Origin of the sequence: Gilliamella sp. W8128, assembly GCF_016100545.1 — a bacterium.
Lineage (GTDB): Bacteria > Pseudomonadota > Gammaproteobacteria > Enterobacterales > Orbaceae > Gilliamella > Gilliamella apis.
The window spans coordinates 129,271-146,762 of record NZ_JACFSE010000005.1; the positions used below are offsets into that span (position 1 = coordinate 129,271).

17 protein-coding genes are annotated in these 17,492 nt (G+C 35.3%); 14 read left to right on the forward strand and 3 right to left on the reverse strand.

What is annotated here, in order from left to right:
* Nucleotides 1–17 precede the first annotated feature (17 nt).
* From H3U97_RS06455 to ruvC, 7 genes are all read left to right on the forward strand, one after another.
* A complete protein-coding gene (locus tag H3U97_RS06455; RefSeq protein ID WP_198198551.1) occupies nucleotides 18–245 on the forward strand; it encodes a YhdT family protein in 228 nt (75 codons plus the stop codon).
* Nucleotides 246–256: 11 nt separating this feature from the next.
* Nucleotides 257–1,708, forward strand: coding sequence for a sodium/pantothenate symporter (gene panF, locus H3U97_RS06460; protein ID WP_198198552.1), 1,452 nt, complete (start codon nucleotides 257–259; stop codon nucleotides 1,706–1,708).
* Nucleotides 1,683–2,549, forward strand: a complete 867-nt coding sequence (gene prmA, locus H3U97_RS06465; RefSeq protein WP_198198553.1) for a 50S ribosomal protein L11 methyltransferase — start codon at nucleotides 1,683–1,685, stop codon at nucleotides 2,547–2,549. Before panF ends, prmA begins: the two co-directional genes overlap by 26 nt.
* A 35-nt stretch (nucleotides 2,550–2,584) precedes the next feature.
* Nucleotides 2,585–3,583, forward strand: coding sequence for a tRNA dihydrouridine synthase DusB (gene dusB / locus H3U97_RS06470; RefSeq protein WP_034901591.1), 999 nt, complete (start codon nucleotides 2,585–2,587; stop codon nucleotides 3,581–3,583).
* Nucleotides 3,584–3,599: 16 nt separating this feature from the next.
* Nucleotides 3,600–3,896: a DNA-binding transcriptional regulator Fis gene (gene fis, locus H3U97_RS06475; RefSeq protein WP_034883623.1), complete on the forward strand. Its 297-nt coding sequence runs from the start codon at nucleotides 3,600–3,602 to the stop codon at nucleotides 3,894–3,896.
* A 288-nt stretch (nucleotides 3,897–4,184) separates the two neighbouring features.
* Entirely contained in the window at nucleotides 4,185–4,928 is a 744-nt protein-coding gene (locus tag H3U97_RS06480; RefSeq protein ID WP_034901594.1) for a YebC/PmpR family DNA-binding transcriptional regulator, read from the forward strand.
* The gene (gene ruvC, locus H3U97_RS06485; RefSeq protein ID WP_034901596.1) at nucleotides 4,928–5,416 is read left to right on the forward strand and encodes a crossover junction endodeoxyribonuclease RuvC; all 489 of its coding nucleotides are present in this window, start codon (nucleotides 4,928–4,930) and stop codon (nucleotides 5,414–5,416) included. The genes H3U97_RS06480 and ruvC overlap by 1 nt, the downstream gene beginning before the upstream one ends.
* 179 nt (nucleotides 5,417–5,595) lie before the next feature.
* Here ruvC and H3U97_RS06490 read toward each other — a convergent pair whose 3' ends face one another.
* Entirely contained in the window at nucleotides 5,596–8,805 is a 3,210-nt protein-coding gene (locus H3U97_RS06490; RefSeq protein ID WP_065650930.1) for an efflux RND transporter permease subunit, read from the reverse strand.
* 19 nt (nucleotides 8,806–8,824) lie between these two features.
* Nucleotides 8,825–10,021 carry an efflux RND transporter periplasmic adaptor subunit gene (locus H3U97_RS06495; RefSeq protein WP_065650931.1) on the reverse strand — a complete coding sequence of 399 codons (1,197 nt, stop codon included), beginning with the start codon at nucleotides 10,019–10,021 and terminating at the stop codon, nucleotides 8,825–8,827.
* Nucleotides 10,022–10,398: 377 nt separating this feature from the next.
* On the opposite strand from H3U97_RS06495, the gene zipA reads away from it, so the two are divergent.
* From zipA to H3U97_RS06515, 4 genes are all read left to right on the forward strand, one after another.
* Nucleotides 10,399–11,328 carry a cell division protein ZipA gene (zipA, locus tag H3U97_RS06500; RefSeq protein WP_370545679.1) on the forward strand — a complete coding sequence of 310 codons (930 nt, stop codon included), beginning with the start codon at nucleotides 10,399–10,401 and terminating at the stop codon, nucleotides 11,326–11,328.
* 177 nt (nucleotides 11,329–11,505) lie between these two features.
* Complete coding sequence (gene ligA / locus H3U97_RS06505; protein ID WP_198198555.1) at nucleotides 11,506–13,578, forward strand: NAD-dependent DNA ligase LigA; 2,073 nt, start codon at nucleotides 11,506–11,508, stop codon at nucleotides 13,576–13,578.
* A 69-nt stretch (nucleotides 13,579–13,647) separates the two neighbouring features.
* Nucleotides 13,648–14,163 (forward strand): S-ribosylhomocysteine lyase, encoded by a 516-nt coding sequence (gene luxS, locus H3U97_RS06510; protein ID WP_198198556.1) that lies wholly within the window; start codon nucleotides 13,648–13,650, stop codon nucleotides 14,161–14,163.
* 9 nt (nucleotides 14,164–14,172) lie between these two features.
* Nucleotides 14,173–14,361 carry a 2-hydroxymuconate tautomerase gene (locus H3U97_RS06515; protein ID WP_034901609.1) on the forward strand — a complete coding sequence of 63 codons (189 nt, stop codon included), beginning with the start codon at nucleotides 14,173–14,175 and terminating at the stop codon, nucleotides 14,359–14,361.
* A 128-nt stretch (nucleotides 14,362–14,489) separates the two neighbouring features.
* On the opposite strand, the gene ribA is transcribed toward H3U97_RS06515, so the two are convergent.
* Nucleotides 14,490–15,095, reverse strand: coding sequence for a GTP cyclohydrolase II (gene ribA / locus H3U97_RS06520; protein WP_034901611.1), 606 nt, complete (start codon nucleotides 15,093–15,095; stop codon nucleotides 14,490–14,492).
* 101 nt (nucleotides 15,096–15,196) lie between these two features.
* Here ribA and H3U97_RS06525 point away from each other — a divergent pair, with 101 nt between their 5' ends.
* From H3U97_RS06525 to lapB, 3 genes are all read left to right on the forward strand, one after another.
* On the forward strand, nucleotides 15,197–15,916 hold the full coding sequence (locus H3U97_RS06525; RefSeq protein WP_086365074.1) for a phosphatase PAP2 family protein: 720 nt from the start codon (nucleotides 15,197–15,199) through the stop codon (nucleotides 15,914–15,916).
* Nucleotides 15,917–15,993: 77 nt separating this feature from the next.
* The gene (locus H3U97_RS06530) at nucleotides 15,994–16,299 is read left to right on the forward strand and encodes a LapA family protein (protein ID WP_034901614.1); all 306 of its coding nucleotides are present in this window, start codon (nucleotides 15,994–15,996) and stop codon (nucleotides 16,297–16,299) included.
* 11 nt (nucleotides 16,300–16,310) lie between these two features.
* The gene (gene lapB / locus H3U97_RS06535) at nucleotides 16,311–17,489 is read left to right on the forward strand and encodes a lipopolysaccharide assembly protein LapB (RefSeq protein WP_198198557.1); all 1,179 of its coding nucleotides are present in this window, start codon (nucleotides 16,311–16,313) and stop codon (nucleotides 17,487–17,489) included.
* Nucleotides 17,490–17,492 lie beyond the last annotated feature (3 nt).

Consider the following 17,492-nt stretch of genomic DNA (forward strand, 5'->3'; position numbering starts at 1 on the left):
TTAACCATTTATTTAATATGGATACTCGTTACAAGCAAGCTAATAAAGAAGCAAAACTTTCATTGCTACTGACTATCATTTACTTCGCTGCATGGGTAATTACTGCATATACTGTCAAAAATCAAACCGGATTTTTGGGTTTACCATTATGGTTTGAACTATCCTGTATATTTGTACCATTGGGTTTTATCTTGTTGTGTTTTGTTATAGTAAAAAAACAATTTAAAAATATTCCACTAGAATAGGCCATTAAACCGTGCAATTAGATATTATTCTTCCTCTTGTTATTTATCTTATATTTGTATTTGCATTATCAATTTATGCATATGCAAAACGAAAAAAAGTGAACCAATTTACTGATTATTTTATTGGTAATCGGACTATGGGCGGTTTTTTACTGGCAATGACTTTAGCTGCAACTTATATTAGTGCCAGTTCTTTTATCGGTGGACCAGGGGCTGCTTATAAATATGGTCTCGGTTGGGTTCTGTTGTCGATGATTCAAGTGCCAACCGTATTATTATCACTTGGTATTCTTGGCAAAAAATTCGCAATTTTAGCTCGTAAATACAATGCAATAACGCTAAGTGATATGCTCTATTCTCATTATAAAAGCAAGCTAATTGTATGGTTTGCCAGTATAGCTCTTATTGCGGCTTTTATTGGTGCAATGACCGTACAATTTGTCGGTGGGGCCCGATTGTTACAATCATCTGTAGGTATTCCCTATGATATAGGATTACTTATTTTTGGTATCGGTACAGTAATTTATACTGCCTTTGGCGGGTTTAGAGCCAGCATATTAAATGATGCATTTCAAGGGTTGGTAATGATAATTGGCGCGATTTTGCTATTAGTTGCCATTATTTATGCTGGTGGTGGCATTACAAATATTATGGATCGTTTAAATCGGATCGATCCTGCTTTATTAACACCTCAAGGCCCTGACAATTTTATGGACTTCCCTTTTATGGCTTCGTTCTGGGTTCTAGTCTGCTTTGGGGTTGTTGGTTTACCACATACTGCTGTTCGTTGCATGGCTTATAAAGATAGTAAAGCGGTTCATCAAGGCATTATTATTGGTACTACAGTTGTAACAATCATCATGTTAACTATGCATTTATCTGGTGCCCTTGGAAGAGCAATAATAAGTGATTTAACGATTCCAGACCAAATTGTGCCAACATTAATTATAAAGGTTTTACCACCTTTAGCGGCAGGAATCTTTTTGGCAGCACCATTATCAGCAATTATGTCCACCATTAATGCACAATTATTACAAGTTTCATCTGTAATTATTAAAGACCTGTTCTTAACCATGAGACCAAATACTAAATTTAGTGATAAAATGCTTACTCGCATATCAATTATCATCACCTTTATTTTTGGTGGTTTATTAATTGTCGCTGCATGGAACCCACCAGAAATGATCATATGGCTTAATTTATTAGCTTTTGGTGGACTTGAAGCAGTATTCTTATGGCCTCTAGTACTAGGATTATATTGGAAAAAAGCTAATTCAACAGGTGCTTTTTGCTCGATGTTTGCGGGTGCTATAAGCTACACATTACTTGCTGTTTATAACATTAAAATTTATGCTTTCCATCCAATAGTGCCATCATTACTTATTGGATTAGTTATATTTATTATTGCCAATCATTTGGGCCAAATAGGAAAAAATTATGCCTTGGATTCAACTCAGAATTAACACTACTAGTGATTTAGCTGAAAGTATTAGCGAACAATTAGAAGAATCAGGGGCAGTGTCAGTCACTTTTCAAGATACTTTTGATAACCCTGTTTTTGAACCTTTACCTGGTGAAACAAAACTTTGGGGGAATACCGATGTTGTCGGATTATATGATGCTGAAACAGATATTGACGAGTTAAAAGCAATTTTAAATCTTGAGCAATATTCTTATAAAATCGAACAATTGGAAGATAAAGACTGGGAACGAGAATGGATGGATAATTTCCATCCAATGCAATTTGGTAAACGATTATGGATCTGCCCTAGCTGGCGTGAAATACCAGATCCCAATGCGGTTAATGTAATGTTAGATCCTGGTTTAGCTTTTGGTACAGGGACTCACCCTACGACAGCTTTATGCTTAACTTGGCTAGACAGTCTCGATCTTAATAACAAAATTGTGATCGATTATGGATGTGGTTCAGGTATTTTAGCCATTGCGGCGTTAAAATTAGGGGCAGCAAGAGTTATAGGCATTGATATTGATCCTCAAGCAATCCAAGCAAGTTGTGACAATGCTGAACGTAACAAAGTAAGTGAAAAGATTGAGCTTTATTTAGCAAAAGATATTCCTGATAATTTACAAGCGGATGTGGTAGTAGCTAACATATTGGCTGGACCATTGAAAGAACTTAAACCACAGATTAGTAAATTAGTAAAACCATCAGGAGAACTTGGACTATCTGGTATCTTAGCTAATCAATCACAAAGCGTATGTGATGCATATCAAACTGAGTTTGTACTTGATCCGGTTATTGAACAAGATGAATGGTGCCGTATAACTGGTAAAAAATTATAAAAAATTAACATTACCCCTTTTAACTTCGAGAAAAAATGCGTAATATAGCCGGCCTTAATTCGCTTAGTATCGGAAAGGTCAACTTAAAAAACAATCTGATTGCAGCCCCCATGGCAGGAATAAGTGACAAACCGTTTCGCAACTTATGTCACAAATTTGGTGCAGGGATGACTGTCTCTGAAATGTTTTTAGCAAATTCTGACGTTTGGCATACTGATAAATCAGCATTAAGAATGATTTCAAGTGATGATGTCGGTATACGTGCAGTTCAAATCGTTGGCTCAGAGCCGGATGAAATGGCAAGAGCTGCTGAATTTAACGTCAAGCATGGCGCTCAGTTAATTGACATCAATATGGGATGTCCGGCTAAAAAAGTGAATAAAAAATTAGCTGGTTCTGCTTTAATGCAGTATCCAGAACTGATAAAAACTATTTTGCAGAAAGTTGTTGGTGCTGTTGATGTACCAGTAACATTAAAAACTCGGACTGGATGGGATAAAAATAATAGAAATTGCATTGAAATCGCACAAATTGCGCAAGATTGTGGCATAAAGGCCATTACTATTCATGGGCGAAGTCGTGCATGCTTATTCAATGGAAAGGCCGAATATGAATCCATTAAAGCAGTTAAAGAAAAGGTAACTATTCCGGTAATTGCCAATGGTGATATTTGTACCCCAGAACAAGCAAAAGATGTTTTTAAATATACGCAAGCTGATGGTATAATGATCGGCCGAGCGGCACAAGGGCGACCTTGGATATTTGAAGAAATTGCATTCTATTTAGCACACGGACAGTTAAAGAAAAATAAGTCAATTGATGAAGTTGAGCAAATAGTGTTAACACACCTTGAAGAACTTTATCAATTCTATGGAGAATACAAAGGATTACGGATTGCCAGAAAGCATGTAAATTGGTATACCAAGAACTATGCTGGCAGTGATCAATTCAGGCGCTTATTTAGTGTACTTAGCAATACAAGTGAGCAAGTAAAAACACTAAAAGCATTTTTTAGTCAAATTAGAAACAAATAAAAGAGTTAAATATACTATGTCAGAACAACGCGTTACAGCTGCAGCACTTAAATTTACAACTGTAAACTCACAAGACCAAATAACACAAAAACCTTTGCGGGATTCGGTAAAACAAGCTTTAAAAAACTATTTATCACAATTAAATGGTGAAGATCCTACTGATCTATACGAATTAGTGTTAGCTGAAGTTGAACACCCATTCCTTGATATGGTTATGCAATATACTCGTGGCAATCAAACTCGAGCAGCAAATATGCTTGGTATCAACCGTGGTACTTTACGCAAAAAATTAAAACAATATGGAATGAGTTAGTCGATACTTAAACATATATTATTAGATAATTTAAAAGCGCCTAATCAATAAGGCGCTTTTTGTTTGTTAATTTTTTTCCTATGCTATATTTCTCTTTGTTGACAAGAAATAAAAATTAAATTTACCTTTTGATGAAAATCAGTTCATTTCATTTTCATACTTTAAGTGTAAATAAGAAAAATTCTGATTATATTCAAGTATAAAATCAATAAATAGATTGATAATGAACTTTAGTTAAAAGTTTGTTAAAATAGCACGATTTTTAAATTATTTAATCTGGAGAATTTTATGGCAGGTCATAGTAAATGGGCCAATACCAAACATCGCAAAGCAGCTCAAGATGCTAAGCGCGGTAAAATCTTTACCAAAATTATTCGCGAACTTGTAACCGCAGCAAAACTTGGTGGTGGCGATCCAGCGTCTAACCCTCGTCTACGTGCTGCTATGGACAAAGCATTATCTAACAACATGACTCGAGATACCATGAACAGAGCAATTGCTCGTGGTGTCGGTGGTGAAGATGATACAAATATGGAAACTATCATCTATGAAGGTTATGGACCTGCAGGTACTGCAGTAATGGTTGAATGCTTAAGTGACAACCGAAACCGAACTGTATCTGAAGTTCGTCACGCTTTTACTAAAACTGGTGGTAACTTAGGTACTGATGGTTCAGTGTCTTATTTATTTACTAAAAAAGGTGTAATCTCTTATCCTGCTGGAACTGATGAAGATCAAGTAATGGATGCTGCGCTTGAAGCTGGTGCGGATGATGTGGTTACTTATGATGATGGTGCAATTGATGTATTTACTACACCAGAATCATTCGGTGAAGTTAAAGATGCACTTGATGCAGCCGGTTTAGTAGCTGAATCTGCTGAAGTTTCAATGATTCCAGCAACCAAAGTTGATCTTGATATTGAGTCTGCACCAAAACTACTACGTCTTATCGACATGCTTGAAGATTGTGATGATGTTCAAGAGGTTTATCATAACGGAGAAGTGTCAGACGAAGTTGCTGCAACACTCTAATGACTATCATTCTGGGTATTGACCCAGGCTCTCGTTTGACGGGTTATGGCGTAATTCGTCAGACGGGACGACAACTTACCTATCTTGGCAGTGGCTGTATTCGCACTGCTGTCGATGATTTACCCACACGATTAAAACGTGTCTATGCAGGTGTAAGTGAAATTATTCTTCAATTTCAACCGGACATGTTTGCTATAGAACAAGTCTTTATGGCACGTAATGCCGATTCTGCTTTAAAATTAGGCCAAGCACGAGGATCTGCAATTGTTGCTGCAGTCAATCATGATTTACCTGTTTTTGAATATGCTGCTCGCTTGGTTAAGCAAAGTGTGGTTGGCACTGGGGCTGCCGACAAAAAACAAGTTCAACATATGGTTAAACTACTATTGAAATTACCAGCAAGTCCTCAGGCGGATGCGGCAGATGCACTAGCCATAGCAATTACCCATGCCCATATGAGTCAACAATTAATCAAATCACATAGATAACCTGAAACTATTCTTTATTAATGTCCTGCTTTTATAGCCTAAAAACCCCTTTCCTCAACTTTTATTTCAACTGAATAAAAACGTTAAACTAAAATTTCAAATAAGCAATCAATTAAAAGTTAGATAAAAAAAAGCACCAATATTATTGGTGCTTTAAGTTCATATTAATTATTCATTAACTATTTCTCTGTTTTACCAGTATAGTTAGCTGGCAACACCACTTTATTCTTATGTTTAGTGAATAATTTCGTTATAAATAAGAAGAATAACGGAACATAGAATATCGCTAAGAACGTTGCCGTTAACATACCACCAATAACCCCTGTACCTACCGCCTTCTGACTTACAGAACCGGCACCGCTACTGGTAGCCAGTGGATAAACACCGAGGATAAAGGCAAATGAAGTCATTAAAATTGGGCGTAAGCGTAAGCGACAAGCTTCTAATGTTGCATCAATTAATGACTTACCTTCTTTTTCTAGTGCATCTTTAGCAAATTCTACGATCAAAATAGCATTCTTAGCTGATAGACCCATCGTTGTTAATAGACCAACGATAAAGTAGATATCATTATCAAGGCCTCTAAACATAGTTGCATATACAGTACCAATAATACCTAATGGGATAACGAATAAGATAGAAATAGGTACAGTCCAACTTTCATATAATGCAGCTAATGATAAGAACACTACAATAAGTGAGATAAGATAAAGTGTTGTCGTTTGCGAACCTGTTTGACGTTCTTGGTAAGAAATATCTGTCCAATCATACGAGAAACCTTTCGGTAAGTTTTTAGATAATTTTTCCATTATTGCCATAGCTTGTCCAGAACTCATACCTGGTGCAGCTGATCCACTGATGCCCATCGCTGCAACTCCATCATAACGAACTAAAGATGGCGAACCATAACTCTTAGTTGTAGTAGCAAATGCATCATAAGGAACCATTTCACCTTTTTGATTTTTAACATGCCAAAAGCTGAAATCATCAGGTAACATTCGATAAGCTGAATCAGATTGTAAATAGACTTTTTTAACCCGATTGTTATAAACAAAATCATCAATATAAGCAGAACCCAATGCTGTTGAAAGTACGGTATTTACGCTACTTACTGCAACACCAAGTGCTTGGGCCGTTTCAAAATCAACATTAATCTTATATTGTGGAACATCTAGCATACTACCTGGACGAACTTGTTGTAGATTAGGATTCTGTGCAGCTTGACCCAATAATTGGAAAAATGCCCCCATCAGTGCCTCATGGCCAAGTCCAGCGGTATCTTTTAACATGTAAGAAAAACCATTTGCCATACCAAGTGATGGTACAGCCGGTACATTAGTAATAATGACACGACCTTCAGTAATAGTAGAAGCAAATCCCCAACCACTACCAACTAATGCATCCACTTTTTGATCCGGGCGTTTCCGTTCATCCCAATCTTTTAAGCGAATAAAACCTAGTCCCATGTTTTGTCCACGACCAACCATACTAAAACCAGCAACGGTAAAGATTTCCTTAACTGAATCGGCTTTTTCATTCATATAAAATTGAGAGGTTTTGTTCAATACACCCATGGTTTGTTCTAGTGTCGCACCAGGTGGTAACTCAACCATTACAATCAACACCCCCTGATCTTCATTTGGTAAGAAACCAGTTGGTAAACGGTTAAAGCCAAACACTAAGCCAACAACTATCAAGACATAGCAAACAAATGAAATTAGCGGATAACGAATAAATTTAATCACACCTTTTTCATAGGCATGTAAACTCTTGTTATATAAATTATTGAACTTATTAAAAAACCATTTAGTTCCGATTGAAAGCCAGCTAAACGGAGGTATGCTTTCTAATTTTTCGCCTAGCGTAGTTATCTTAACTTTATTTTTCGATGGCGCTTTTAAAATTTGCGCACAAAGAGCTGGTGTTAATACAATTGCCATCAATACTGATAAAGCCATCGATGTTACAATTGTGATTGAAAATTGACGATAGATCCCCCCTGCTGCACCACCATAAAATGCCATTGGTACAAATACCGCTGATAGTACCACGGCGATACCTACTAGTGCCGAAGTAATTTGTTCCATCGATTTAACAGTAGCATCATAAGGCGAAAGTCCTTCGTCATGCATAATACGTTCAACGTTCTCAATTACCACGATGGCATCATCGACCAGAAGACCGATGGCAAGCACCATAGCAAACATGGATAACGTATTAATAGTAAATCCACATATATATAAAACTGCAAACGTACCTAACAACACAACTGGTACGGTGATAGTTGGAATAAGTGTAGAACGCAGATTTTGTAAAAAGACATACATAACGATAACAACCAATATGATTGCTTCAATTAATGTATGAACTACGTTATTAATCGATAACTTAACGAACGGAGTTGTATCATAAGGATAGGCAAATTTGATATCCTCAGGAAAAATCTGTGATAACTCTTGAATTTTTTGGTCAACTTTTGCTGATGTATCGAGTTGGTTTGCACCTGTCGCCAAATAAATACCTAAACCAGCTGATGGTTTACCGTCATAACGTGAAAGAAAGTTATAATCAGCCGCGCCAATTTCAACCTTGGCGACATCTTTTAATAAGATGTTTGAACCATCTGTGTTAACTCGAACTAAAATATTTTGAAATTGCTCAGGTGTTTTTAACCGTGATTGAGCTGTAATGGTTGCATTAAGCTCTTGTCCTTCAGTTGCTGGTAAAGCACCAAGTTGCCCAGCAGTAACCTGCGCATTTTGCGCCTGAATCGCAGCAATAATTTCCTCAATAGATAGATTAAAATAATTAAGTTTGTTTGGATCTAACCAAATACGCATTGCATATTCAGAACCAAATAACTGAGTATCACCTACCCCTTGTACACGGCGTATCTGATCTTGTACCGTTGAATAAATAAAGTCAGCAATATCTGCTTGTGTTTTTTGAGGATTGGTAGAATAGAAACCAATAACTTTTAGGAAGTTGGTATTATTTTTAGCAACCGACACCCCATTTTTTTGCACACTTTCTGGCAGGCGTGATTTTATACTCTCTACTTTATTCAAAACTTGAACTTGCGCAAAATCAGGGCTAGTACCCGGTGCAAAGGTTAAAGTTGTTTGTACAACCCCCTGGGCACTACTGGTTGATTTCATATAGATCAAATTATCCAAACCAGTCAAGTTTTGCTCAATCAATTGGGTAACTGTATTCTCAATCGTTTGAGCATCAGCCCCTGGATAAACAGCAGAAACCGTAACAGCTGGTGGTGCGATATCAGGATACTGTTCAACAGCGAGTAGCTTAATACATAAAGCACCGCCCAGCATCATCATGATAGCAATTACCCATGCAAAAACAGGTCTATCAATAAAAAACTTAGCCATAATTAACTCTACCCCTGTTTTATTTCACGCTGCTTTTGATGATATTGTCTAATTGCTCTTGAGAAAGCGTAGCTGGTTTGTCTACCGCTTGAGCCTTCATTGGTTGCCCCCTTTCTACTGCAGTTAAATTAAGTAAACCTGTAGTAATCACTTGTTCACCAACATCAATACCACTGGTAACAACCCAATAACCACTTATACCTGTATAAATTTTAATGTCTTGACGATATTCAACAGTATTATCTGGTTTTAAAATCTTAGCAGTATACTGACCTTTTTGGTTACTAGTAATGCCTTGTTGCGGAACCAACACCGCATTTTTAATTGTACCTAATGTCAATTGTGGTTTTACAAACATCCCCGGTAAGATTTTTCCTTCAGCATTAGAAAATTGCGATCGTAGGGTAACAGTTCCTGTCGTTTCATTAACGGTCATATCTGAAAATTTAATATTTCCTGGTAAAGCGTATTTTGAACCATCATTAAAAAATAACTCAACATTGTCACCTTGAGCTGGCTCATAAATAATATTTTCATCTTGAAGATATTTATTATAACGAGTTGCAGCTTCAGTCATATCAACATAGATAGGATCAAGTTGTTGTACCAAAGCTAATGGAGCAGGTTGTCCTGCTGATACTAATGCCCCTTCTGTCACACTTGATTTACCAATATAACCATCAATTGGCGAGTATACTTTAGTGTAGTCTAAATTAACTTTGGCAGCGTGCTCTGCTGCTTGAGCAACTAAAACACTTGCCTCAGCTTGTTTGGCATCAGCAGCAGCTTTATCATATTCTTGTTGACTGATTGATTTGGTATTCAAAAGTCCTGCATAACGTTTTAAGGTTAGTTGAGCTATATTAGCGTTAGCTTTAGCGCTAGCTACACTGGCCACTGCACTATCATAATTAGCTTGATAAATAGCAGGATCAATTTGATAAAGTGATTGACCCGCTTTAACATTTGAACTTTCTTCAAATTCTCGATTTAGTACAATCCCACTAACCTGTGGTCGGATTTCAGCGATTTGGGAAGCAACAACCCGTCCAGGTAAGTTTATTTTTAGGGTATAGTTTAAAGGTTCAACTTTAAAAACAGTTACCTTTGGTAATTGGCCAGCACCATCTTGTGATTGATTATTATCACAACTGGCTAATAATAATAGACTAGTTAATGCCACTGGCAGAGTAAGTAATAGCTTATTAAATCTCATATAAAAAAGACCTCGGTAACTTAATAATTATTTTTTTAATAAAAACAATGAATATTATTCAAAAGTGATCGGAGATTTTACAAAAAATATGCATAGATTGTAAGAGTCTTAACGCCTTAATAGCACAGAGTTCTAAAAATTAACTGACTTATTGGATTTAAAAGCGAATTTATAAAAAAATTCTATTGATAATTATGATTATTTGTAGAAATAAAGTAATATATACAAATAGTTTTCGCACTGTAATAAGTAAGTAAGTATGGATTTAACTTAAATGTAAAAAGCAAAAAAATTTCATTGTGGTATTTTTTAATCCTTTTTTTTCAATTATATTATTGAATAATTTGAATCTATATTTAATTTAATTCTGAGTGGGTATTATGGATAATTTACGTACTGTTCTAATTGTGGTTGCATCCTTGGTCATTATTGCATTATTAATTCATGGGCTTTGGATCAATAAAAAAGAACGTTCTTCTTTATTTAAGTTAGGCAAAAAAGATAAATTCACAACACATACTCAGCAATATGAAGACATCTATAATGATGATGAAGATGATGTGATTTTACTAACGCCAAAAAGCAAAACAAAACAGGATGATACTAATGTCCATGTTAATGAAGGATTAGTAAAAGAAGAAGAACAACTGCCTCGTCAAGTCGACCTGTTTTCAGATGATGACGACCAACAACCGAAAATCGATATTAAGGTTTCTAATGAATCGACTAGCGATTTTCAATCGAATAACTTTACTGCTCAACCAGTTAAAGAAAATACTGAAGATGAAAAACCAACTAAAGTCGGTGAGGACATCATAACTGATCATTCTCAATCGGAAGAAAAACTTGAAAAACAAGAAAAACTTACGATAAACGACAGTGAAGAAACTAAAACTGAGATTATTGTATTGAATGTTACTGGCTTAAATGGCAAGGAACTACAAGGTGATATGCTATTAGCTAGCATCATGCAATCAGGATTCCAATTTGGCGATATGCGTATTTTTCATCGCCATGTTGACCCTGCCGGTAATGGACCAATATTATTTAGTTTGGCGAATATGATCAGTCCAGGACATCTAGATCCTGAAACTATGCACGAATTTACAACACCTGGCGTATCGATTTTTATGGTTGCGCCAACTCATGGAAACAATCAACAAAATTTCAAATTAATGCTACAAACTGCGCAACGTATCGCCGATGATGTTAATGGTGTAGTTTTAGATGATGAACATCACATGATGACACCACAAAAAATCGATAGTTATAAAGAACGCATAAAGAAAGCTTGTAATGAAATTTAAGCTAGCAGTTTAAAATTCCTCATTTTTGCTACTATTCCGCTAAAAAATTAGCGGAATAGTCTGGCTTATATTAGTTAATTGACAATTTTTATTAAAATCTATTGTTCTAAAATACCTATAAATACTATTTTATTAATAAATTTAAAAACCTTCATGTTAATTTAAGAGTTTAAAATCATGCCACAATCAAATATAACTGAACATTCAGTATCGCAATCTGGATCTCACCAAAATGTAATAAAACAGATCTCGACTTTACGTAACCTGATAAGACATCATGAATACTGTTATTATGTGCTGGATACACCTGAAATACCAGATGTGGAATATGATAAATTAATCAAACAGCTACAAAATCTAGAGCTCACTCATCCCGAACTCATTACCCCTGACTCACCAACTCAACGTGTTGGGGGAGCCCCATTATCACAATTTTCTTCGATCAAACATCAACTGCCTATGTTATCTCTGGATAATGTTTTTGATGAATCAAGTTTTATCGCTTTTAATAAAAGAATAAAAGATCGCTTAGAGCTAGATGAAGATCAAGCCGTTGAATACTGTTGCGAGCTAAAACTTGATGGATTAGCTGTAAGTCTGATATATGAAAATGGCCAATTTATTCAAGCTGCTACACGAGGTGATGGCACAACTGGCGAAGATATTACCGCCAATGTACGAACCATAAAAACTATTCCTCTCGTATTGCAAGGTGAAAATATACCACCTCGTTTAGAAGTTCGTGGTGAAGTGTTTATGACACATAAAGGCTTTACTAAATTGAATGCAGAGGCGGAAAAACGCAACGAAAAAATATTTGCGAATCCAAGGAATGCTGCGGCAGGTTCATTAAGACAGTTAGATCCAAAAATTACAGCCAAAAGACCGCTTACTTTTTTCTGTTATGGCGTTGGTATTTATGAAGGAGCTGACTTACCGAATACTCATTATGCAAGACTAATGCAATTTAAAGCTTGGGGTCTACCAGTAAGTGACAAAGTTCAAATTCGCCATGGTGCAGAAGAAGCACTAGATTATTTTAAGCAAATTGGCGAGCAAAGAATGTCATTAGATTTTGATATTGATGGTGTTGTAATTAAAGTAAATAGCATTGCTGAACAAGAACAACTTGGTTTCGTTGCTCGTGCACCTCGTTGGGCTACCGCATTCAAATTTCCAGCACAAGAAGAAGTAACAAAGCTAAATAAAGTCGACTTTCAAGTTGGGCGTACTGGTGCGATAACGCCTGTGGCAAGATTAGAGCCAGTTTCAGTTGCAGGTGTAATTGTAAGCAATGCCACACTGCATAACAGTGATGAAATTATCCGTTTAGGTATTCGTGAGGGTGATTATGTCACCATTCGTCGAGCAGGCGATGTAATTCCACAAATTGTTGCAGTAATTAAAGATCGAAGACCTGCTGATACTAAAGAAATTATTTTTCCAACTCACTGCCCGATTTGTGGTTCAATCATTGTCCGTGATGAAGGAGAAGCGATATCTCGTTGCGCCGGAGGATTAATTTGTCAGGCACAACGTAAAGAGGCCTTAAAACATTTTGTTTCTCGCCGAGCAATGAATGTCGAAGGTTTTGGCGATAAAATAATTGAACAATTGGTTGACAAAGAATATGTGAAAACACCTGCAGATCTTTATAAACTCACAGTACCAATTTTATGTTCATTAGACAAAGTTGGTGAAAAATTAGCTAATAATTTAATGAACGCATTAGATAAATCAAAAAATACGAGTTTAAATCGATTTATTTTTGCACTTGGTATTCCTAATGTTGGTGAAGTAACTGCAGAAAATTTAGTTAATCAATTAGGAAATTTAACAGCAATTGAAAACGCATCTTTGGAACAATTACAATCGGTAAATGATATTGGTGCTGTAATTGCAGAAAGTATTATCGACTTCTTTCAAGAACCTCATAACCGCACGGTAATTGATCAATTAATTAGTGAGGAAATTGGTATACACTGGCCAGATGTAGAAGTAGAACTGTTAACAACAGATTCTCCGTTTTCTAACAAAACCATTGTGTTAACAGGAACTCTATCATTATTAACGCGCGATGAAGCAAAAACCAAATTAAAACAACTTGGTGCTAAAGTAACGGGTAGTGTTTCAAAAAAAACCGACTTAGTAATTGCTGGAGAGTCAGCCGGTTCAAAATTAGCCAAAGCTCAAGAACTGGGAATAAAAGTGATTGATGAACAAGAATTGATAAATTTATTAAATCAATGAATATAAAATAGTGGAATATATTAAGCTAATCAAGCAAAATGGCTTAATCCCAAACTCAAGGAGAAAATTATGCCTTTATTAGACAGTTTTAAAGTTGATCATACTAAAATGAAAGCGCCTTTTGTGCGAATCGCTAAAACCATGGCAACCCCAAAAGGTGACGATATTACAGTATTTGATCTTCGCTTTACTATACCTAATAAAGCACTACTACCTGAAAAAGGTATTCATACTTTAGAGCACTTATTTGCAGGCTTTATGCGTGATCATTTAAATAGTGATAAAGTTGAAATTATTGACATCTCACCAATGGGCTGCCGAACCGGTTTTTATATGAGTTTAATTGGTAAACCTGAAGAATCTTTAGTTGTTAATGCATGGTTAAAGGCTATGCATGATGTTATGAATGTAAAATCTCAATCGCAAATCCCGGAGCTGAATGAATATCAATGCGGGACTTATACCATGCACTCTTTAGATGAAGCCAAAGTGATTGCTGAAAAAATTATCCAAACTGGAATTCAAATATGTCATAATCAAGACATTGCATTAACTGATGAGCAACTTGCCACCATTAATAATTAGGAAATATTTATGCCAAATGTAGTTATTGATTTTTTAGAAGGACGCACCATTGAACAAAAACGTGAAATGGCTAAACGAGTAACTGATGCAATTGTTGAAACGCTTAACTGTAAACCAGAGGCGGTACAAATTATTATGCATGAAGTCTCAAAAGACCAAATTGCTAATGGTGGCGTACTAAGATGCGACAAAGATTAATAAATTAATTTATTTGTAAATAAAAATTAACCTCAAAATCGATAATAGATTTTGAGGTTAAACGATTAAATAATTACAACAACTAAATTAAAAATATAGCAACTCCGTAAAATTCTCTTTTTAAAGAGTTAATGATTACAGTGGTGTAAATGTAGTATATGTCCTAATTTATTAGCTTTAGTCGCTAAATAATGTTCATTGCTTGGATTTTCTCCCACTTCTAAAGGCACTCGTTCAGTAACGTTAATTCCCGCTTGTTCAAGAACTTTTATCTTTTCCGGATTGTTAGTTAATAATCGAACTTGAGACACATTTAGTAACCTAAGCATATCTGCACATAAGGTGAAATCACGTTCATCAGCAGCAAAGCCTAATTGTTCATTGGCCTCAACCGTATCTAAGCCCTGATCTTGTAGGGCATAAGCCCTAATTTTATTTAGCAAACCAATATTACGCCCTTCTTGACGATGATAAATCAAGACACCTTTACCCTCTTTAGCTATCTGCTTCAATGCAGCTTCTAATTGAAAACCACAATCACATCGTAAACTAAATAATGCATCGCCCGTCAAACATTCAGAATGAACACGTGTTAATATGGATGAATGATCATTAATGTCACCAAACACTAATGCGACATGATCCTTACCTGTTGCAATTTCTTCAAAACCAACAATAGTAAAACATCCCCACGGGGTTGGTAGTTTAGCTTGTGCAACATGTTTTAATTGCATTATTATCTCCAAGTTTCATCACAACATGATTAAGATTTTTTAAAAGAAAATCGTGTTTCCATGTTAAAATAAATAAAATTTTATGCTTAATTGAGTTTTAAATGGGGTTAGTAATAAAAAAAACAATAGTGCCATTGATCTTATTTCTGATTATACCGTTATCTGTTATAACCGTAAATTGGAAGTGGCAACCAACGTCAATAAATAATATATCTAAATATTTATTTTGGGTAACTGAAACAGCTAGTTTTCCGTGGGCAATAATAACATCTGGGCTGTTTTTTTTACTCTTTTACCTAAAACTTGTTAATAAAAATAAAAAAACATTATTACTATTATGGTTAGTTTTAGTCAGTGCAATGTTAGGTGGGCAAGTTGTTAAGAGTATCATCAAACAACAAACTGCTGAATCCAGACCTTATGTTATATGGTTAGATAAAGAGTTTAATCTTGATGAAAAGCAATTTTATTCACAAACAAGAGCAGAACGTAAAGCTAATATTGAAAAATTATTAGCCAATTCAACCATTATTCCTACATGGTTATCTAATCATTGGCAAAGTGAAACAGGTTATGCTTTTCCTTCTGGGCACACTTTATTTGCAGCCACTTGGGCTTTATTAGCCATAACGCTACTAAGTTTTAAACGACATTTTTTTATTGTATCAATCATTACTATTTGGTCATTGCTCATTGAAACGAGTCGACTATTATTAGGCATGCATTCAGCTTATGATTTAATATTAGGGATATTGCTAGCTTGGTTAATTTCACTTATCTGCTGTTTTTATGTTAAAAAATGGCATATAGTAATGGAATAAAGCAAAAGAAAAGAATAGTTTTAAAGAAAAGAATTAGGTAATATCAATTTTTTAATAAAAATAATAAGGTTAGCATTATGAAATTAGTAATATCAATTTTATTGATAATTCTTATTTTCGCCATTTCGATAACTATAGGTTCAGCTAATAATCAAATAGTAACTTTTAACTATTTAATTGCTAAAACTGAAGTCAGATTATCTGTATTACTGGCAATATTATTTGGTTCAGGTTTTTTAGTTGGCTGGATATTAACTGGAATATATTTCTTAAAATCTAAATTCCAACATTCATCGACGAAACGTAAATTGAATAAATTGCAAAAAAGATATGATGAAGACATATCAAATCATCAAAAAATGAATTTAACCAATACCAATTAAAATAGGTAATTATGTTTGAATTGTTATTTCTGTTACTGCCAATAGCCGCTGCCTATGGCTGGTATATGGGTGACAGAAATGCCAAACAAAAATATTTAAATCAATCGAATCGATTATCTAGAGAATACGTAGATGGTCTAAATTTTCTTTTGTCTAATCAAAAAGATAAAGCTGTTGATATTTTCCTTGATCTACTTAAAGAAGATGATGGTACCCTCGAAGCGCATCTAACACTAGGAAACCTATTCCGTTCACGTGGCGAAGTTGATCGCGCAATACGTATTCACCAAGCATTAATGGAAAGTTCATCATTAACATTTGATCAACGATTATTAGCAATTCAGCAACTTGGACGAGACTATATGGTTGCGGGGCTCTATGACCGTGCCGAAGAGATGTTTTTACAATTGATTGATGAAGAAGACTTCCAGCAACATGCTCTACAACAGTTACTTATCATTTATCAATCTACAAGCGAATGGAACAATGCGATTAATATCGCAACCAGACTGGTAAAACTTGGCAATGAAAAATATAAGATCGAAATCGCCCAATTTTACTGTGAACTAGCTGCACTCGCTATCGCTGATGATGATTTAGAACAAGCATACAGCCTATTAAAAAAGTCTGCTACTGCCGATGCTAATTGTGCTCGTACTTCATTAATGCTTGGACGAGTATTAATGGTTCAAGACAAAATCGAACAAGCAATTGAATCTTTTCAACAAATAATAAACCAAGACAAAGCTTTTATTGGCGAAGCCTTACCACTATTAAAAGAATGTTATACACAAATAAATCAGCCACAACTATTCAAACAGTTTTTAGAAATTTGTGTCAAACAAGACACTGGTAATGTAGCAGAACTTATGCTTGCCGATATTGTTGAAAAAAATAATGGGCTAGATGCGGCTCAATATTACCTTTATCGTGAATTATTAAAACACCCAAATCTTAAAGGTTTTTACCGATTAATGGATTACCATGTAGCTGATGCTGAACAAGGAAAAGCCAAACAAAGTCTATTACTTCTTCGAAATATGGTAGGTGAACAGATAAAAACAGTTTCCAATTACCGGTGCAAAAAATGTGGATTTACCGTTAATACCCTCTACTGGTTGTGCCCAAGCTGCCGTTCATGGTCAACCATAAAGCCAGTTCGAGATTTCGAACATCATTCAAATAATTAAAAG

Excerpts from the sequence above, each read along its gene's own strand:
- H3U97_RS06455 (WP_198198551.1), top strand. The coding sequence starts at position 18 with ATGGATACTCGTTACAAGCAAGCTAATAAAGAAGCAAAACTTTCATTG.
- prmA (WP_198198553.1), top strand. The coding sequence starts at position 1,683 with ATGCCTTGGATTCAACTCAGAATTAACACTACTAGTGATTTAGCTGAA.
- dusB (WP_034901591.1), top strand. The coding sequence starts at position 2,585 with ATGCGTAATATAGCCGGCCTTAATTCGCTTAGTATCGGAAAGGTCAAC.
- fis (WP_034883623.1), top strand. The coding sequence starts at position 3,600 with ATGTCAGAACAACGCGTTACAGCTGCAGCACTTAAATTTACAACTGTA.
- H3U97_RS06480 (WP_034901594.1), top strand. The coding sequence starts at position 4,185 with ATGGCAGGTCATAGTAAATGGGCCAATACCAAACATCGCAAAGCAGCT.
- ruvC (WP_034901596.1), top strand. The coding sequence starts at position 4,928 with ATGACTATCATTCTGGGTATTGACCCAGGCTCTCGTTTGACGGGTTAT.
- H3U97_RS06490 (WP_065650930.1), bottom strand. The coding sequence starts at position 8,805 with ATGGCTAAGTTTTTTATTGATAGACCTGTTTTTGCATGGGTAATTGCT.
- H3U97_RS06495 (WP_065650931.1), bottom strand. The coding sequence starts at position 10,021 with ATGAGATTTAATAAGCTATTACTTACTCTGCCAGTGGCATTAACTAGT.
- ligA (WP_198198555.1), top strand. The coding sequence starts at position 11,506 with ATGCCACAATCAAATATAACTGAACATTCAGTATCGCAATCTGGATCT.
- luxS (WP_198198556.1), top strand. The coding sequence starts at position 13,648 with ATGCCTTTATTAGACAGTTTTAAAGTTGATCATACTAAAATGAAAGCG.
- H3U97_RS06515 (WP_034901609.1), top strand. The coding sequence starts at position 14,173 with ATGCCAAATGTAGTTATTGATTTTTTAGAAGGACGCACCATTGAACAA.
- ribA (WP_034901611.1), bottom strand. The coding sequence starts at position 15,095 with ATGCAATTAAAACATGTTGCACAAGCTAAACTACCAACCCCGTGGGGA.
- H3U97_RS06525 (WP_086365074.1), top strand. The coding sequence starts at position 15,197 with ATGGGGTTAGTAATAAAAAAAACAATAGTGCCATTGATCTTATTTCTG.
- H3U97_RS06530 (WP_034901614.1), top strand. The coding sequence starts at position 15,994 with ATGAAATTAGTAATATCAATTTTATTGATAATTCTTATTTTCGCCATT.
- lapB (WP_198198557.1), top strand. The coding sequence starts at position 16,311 with ATGTTTGAATTGTTATTTCTGTTACTGCCAATAGCCGCTGCCTATGGC.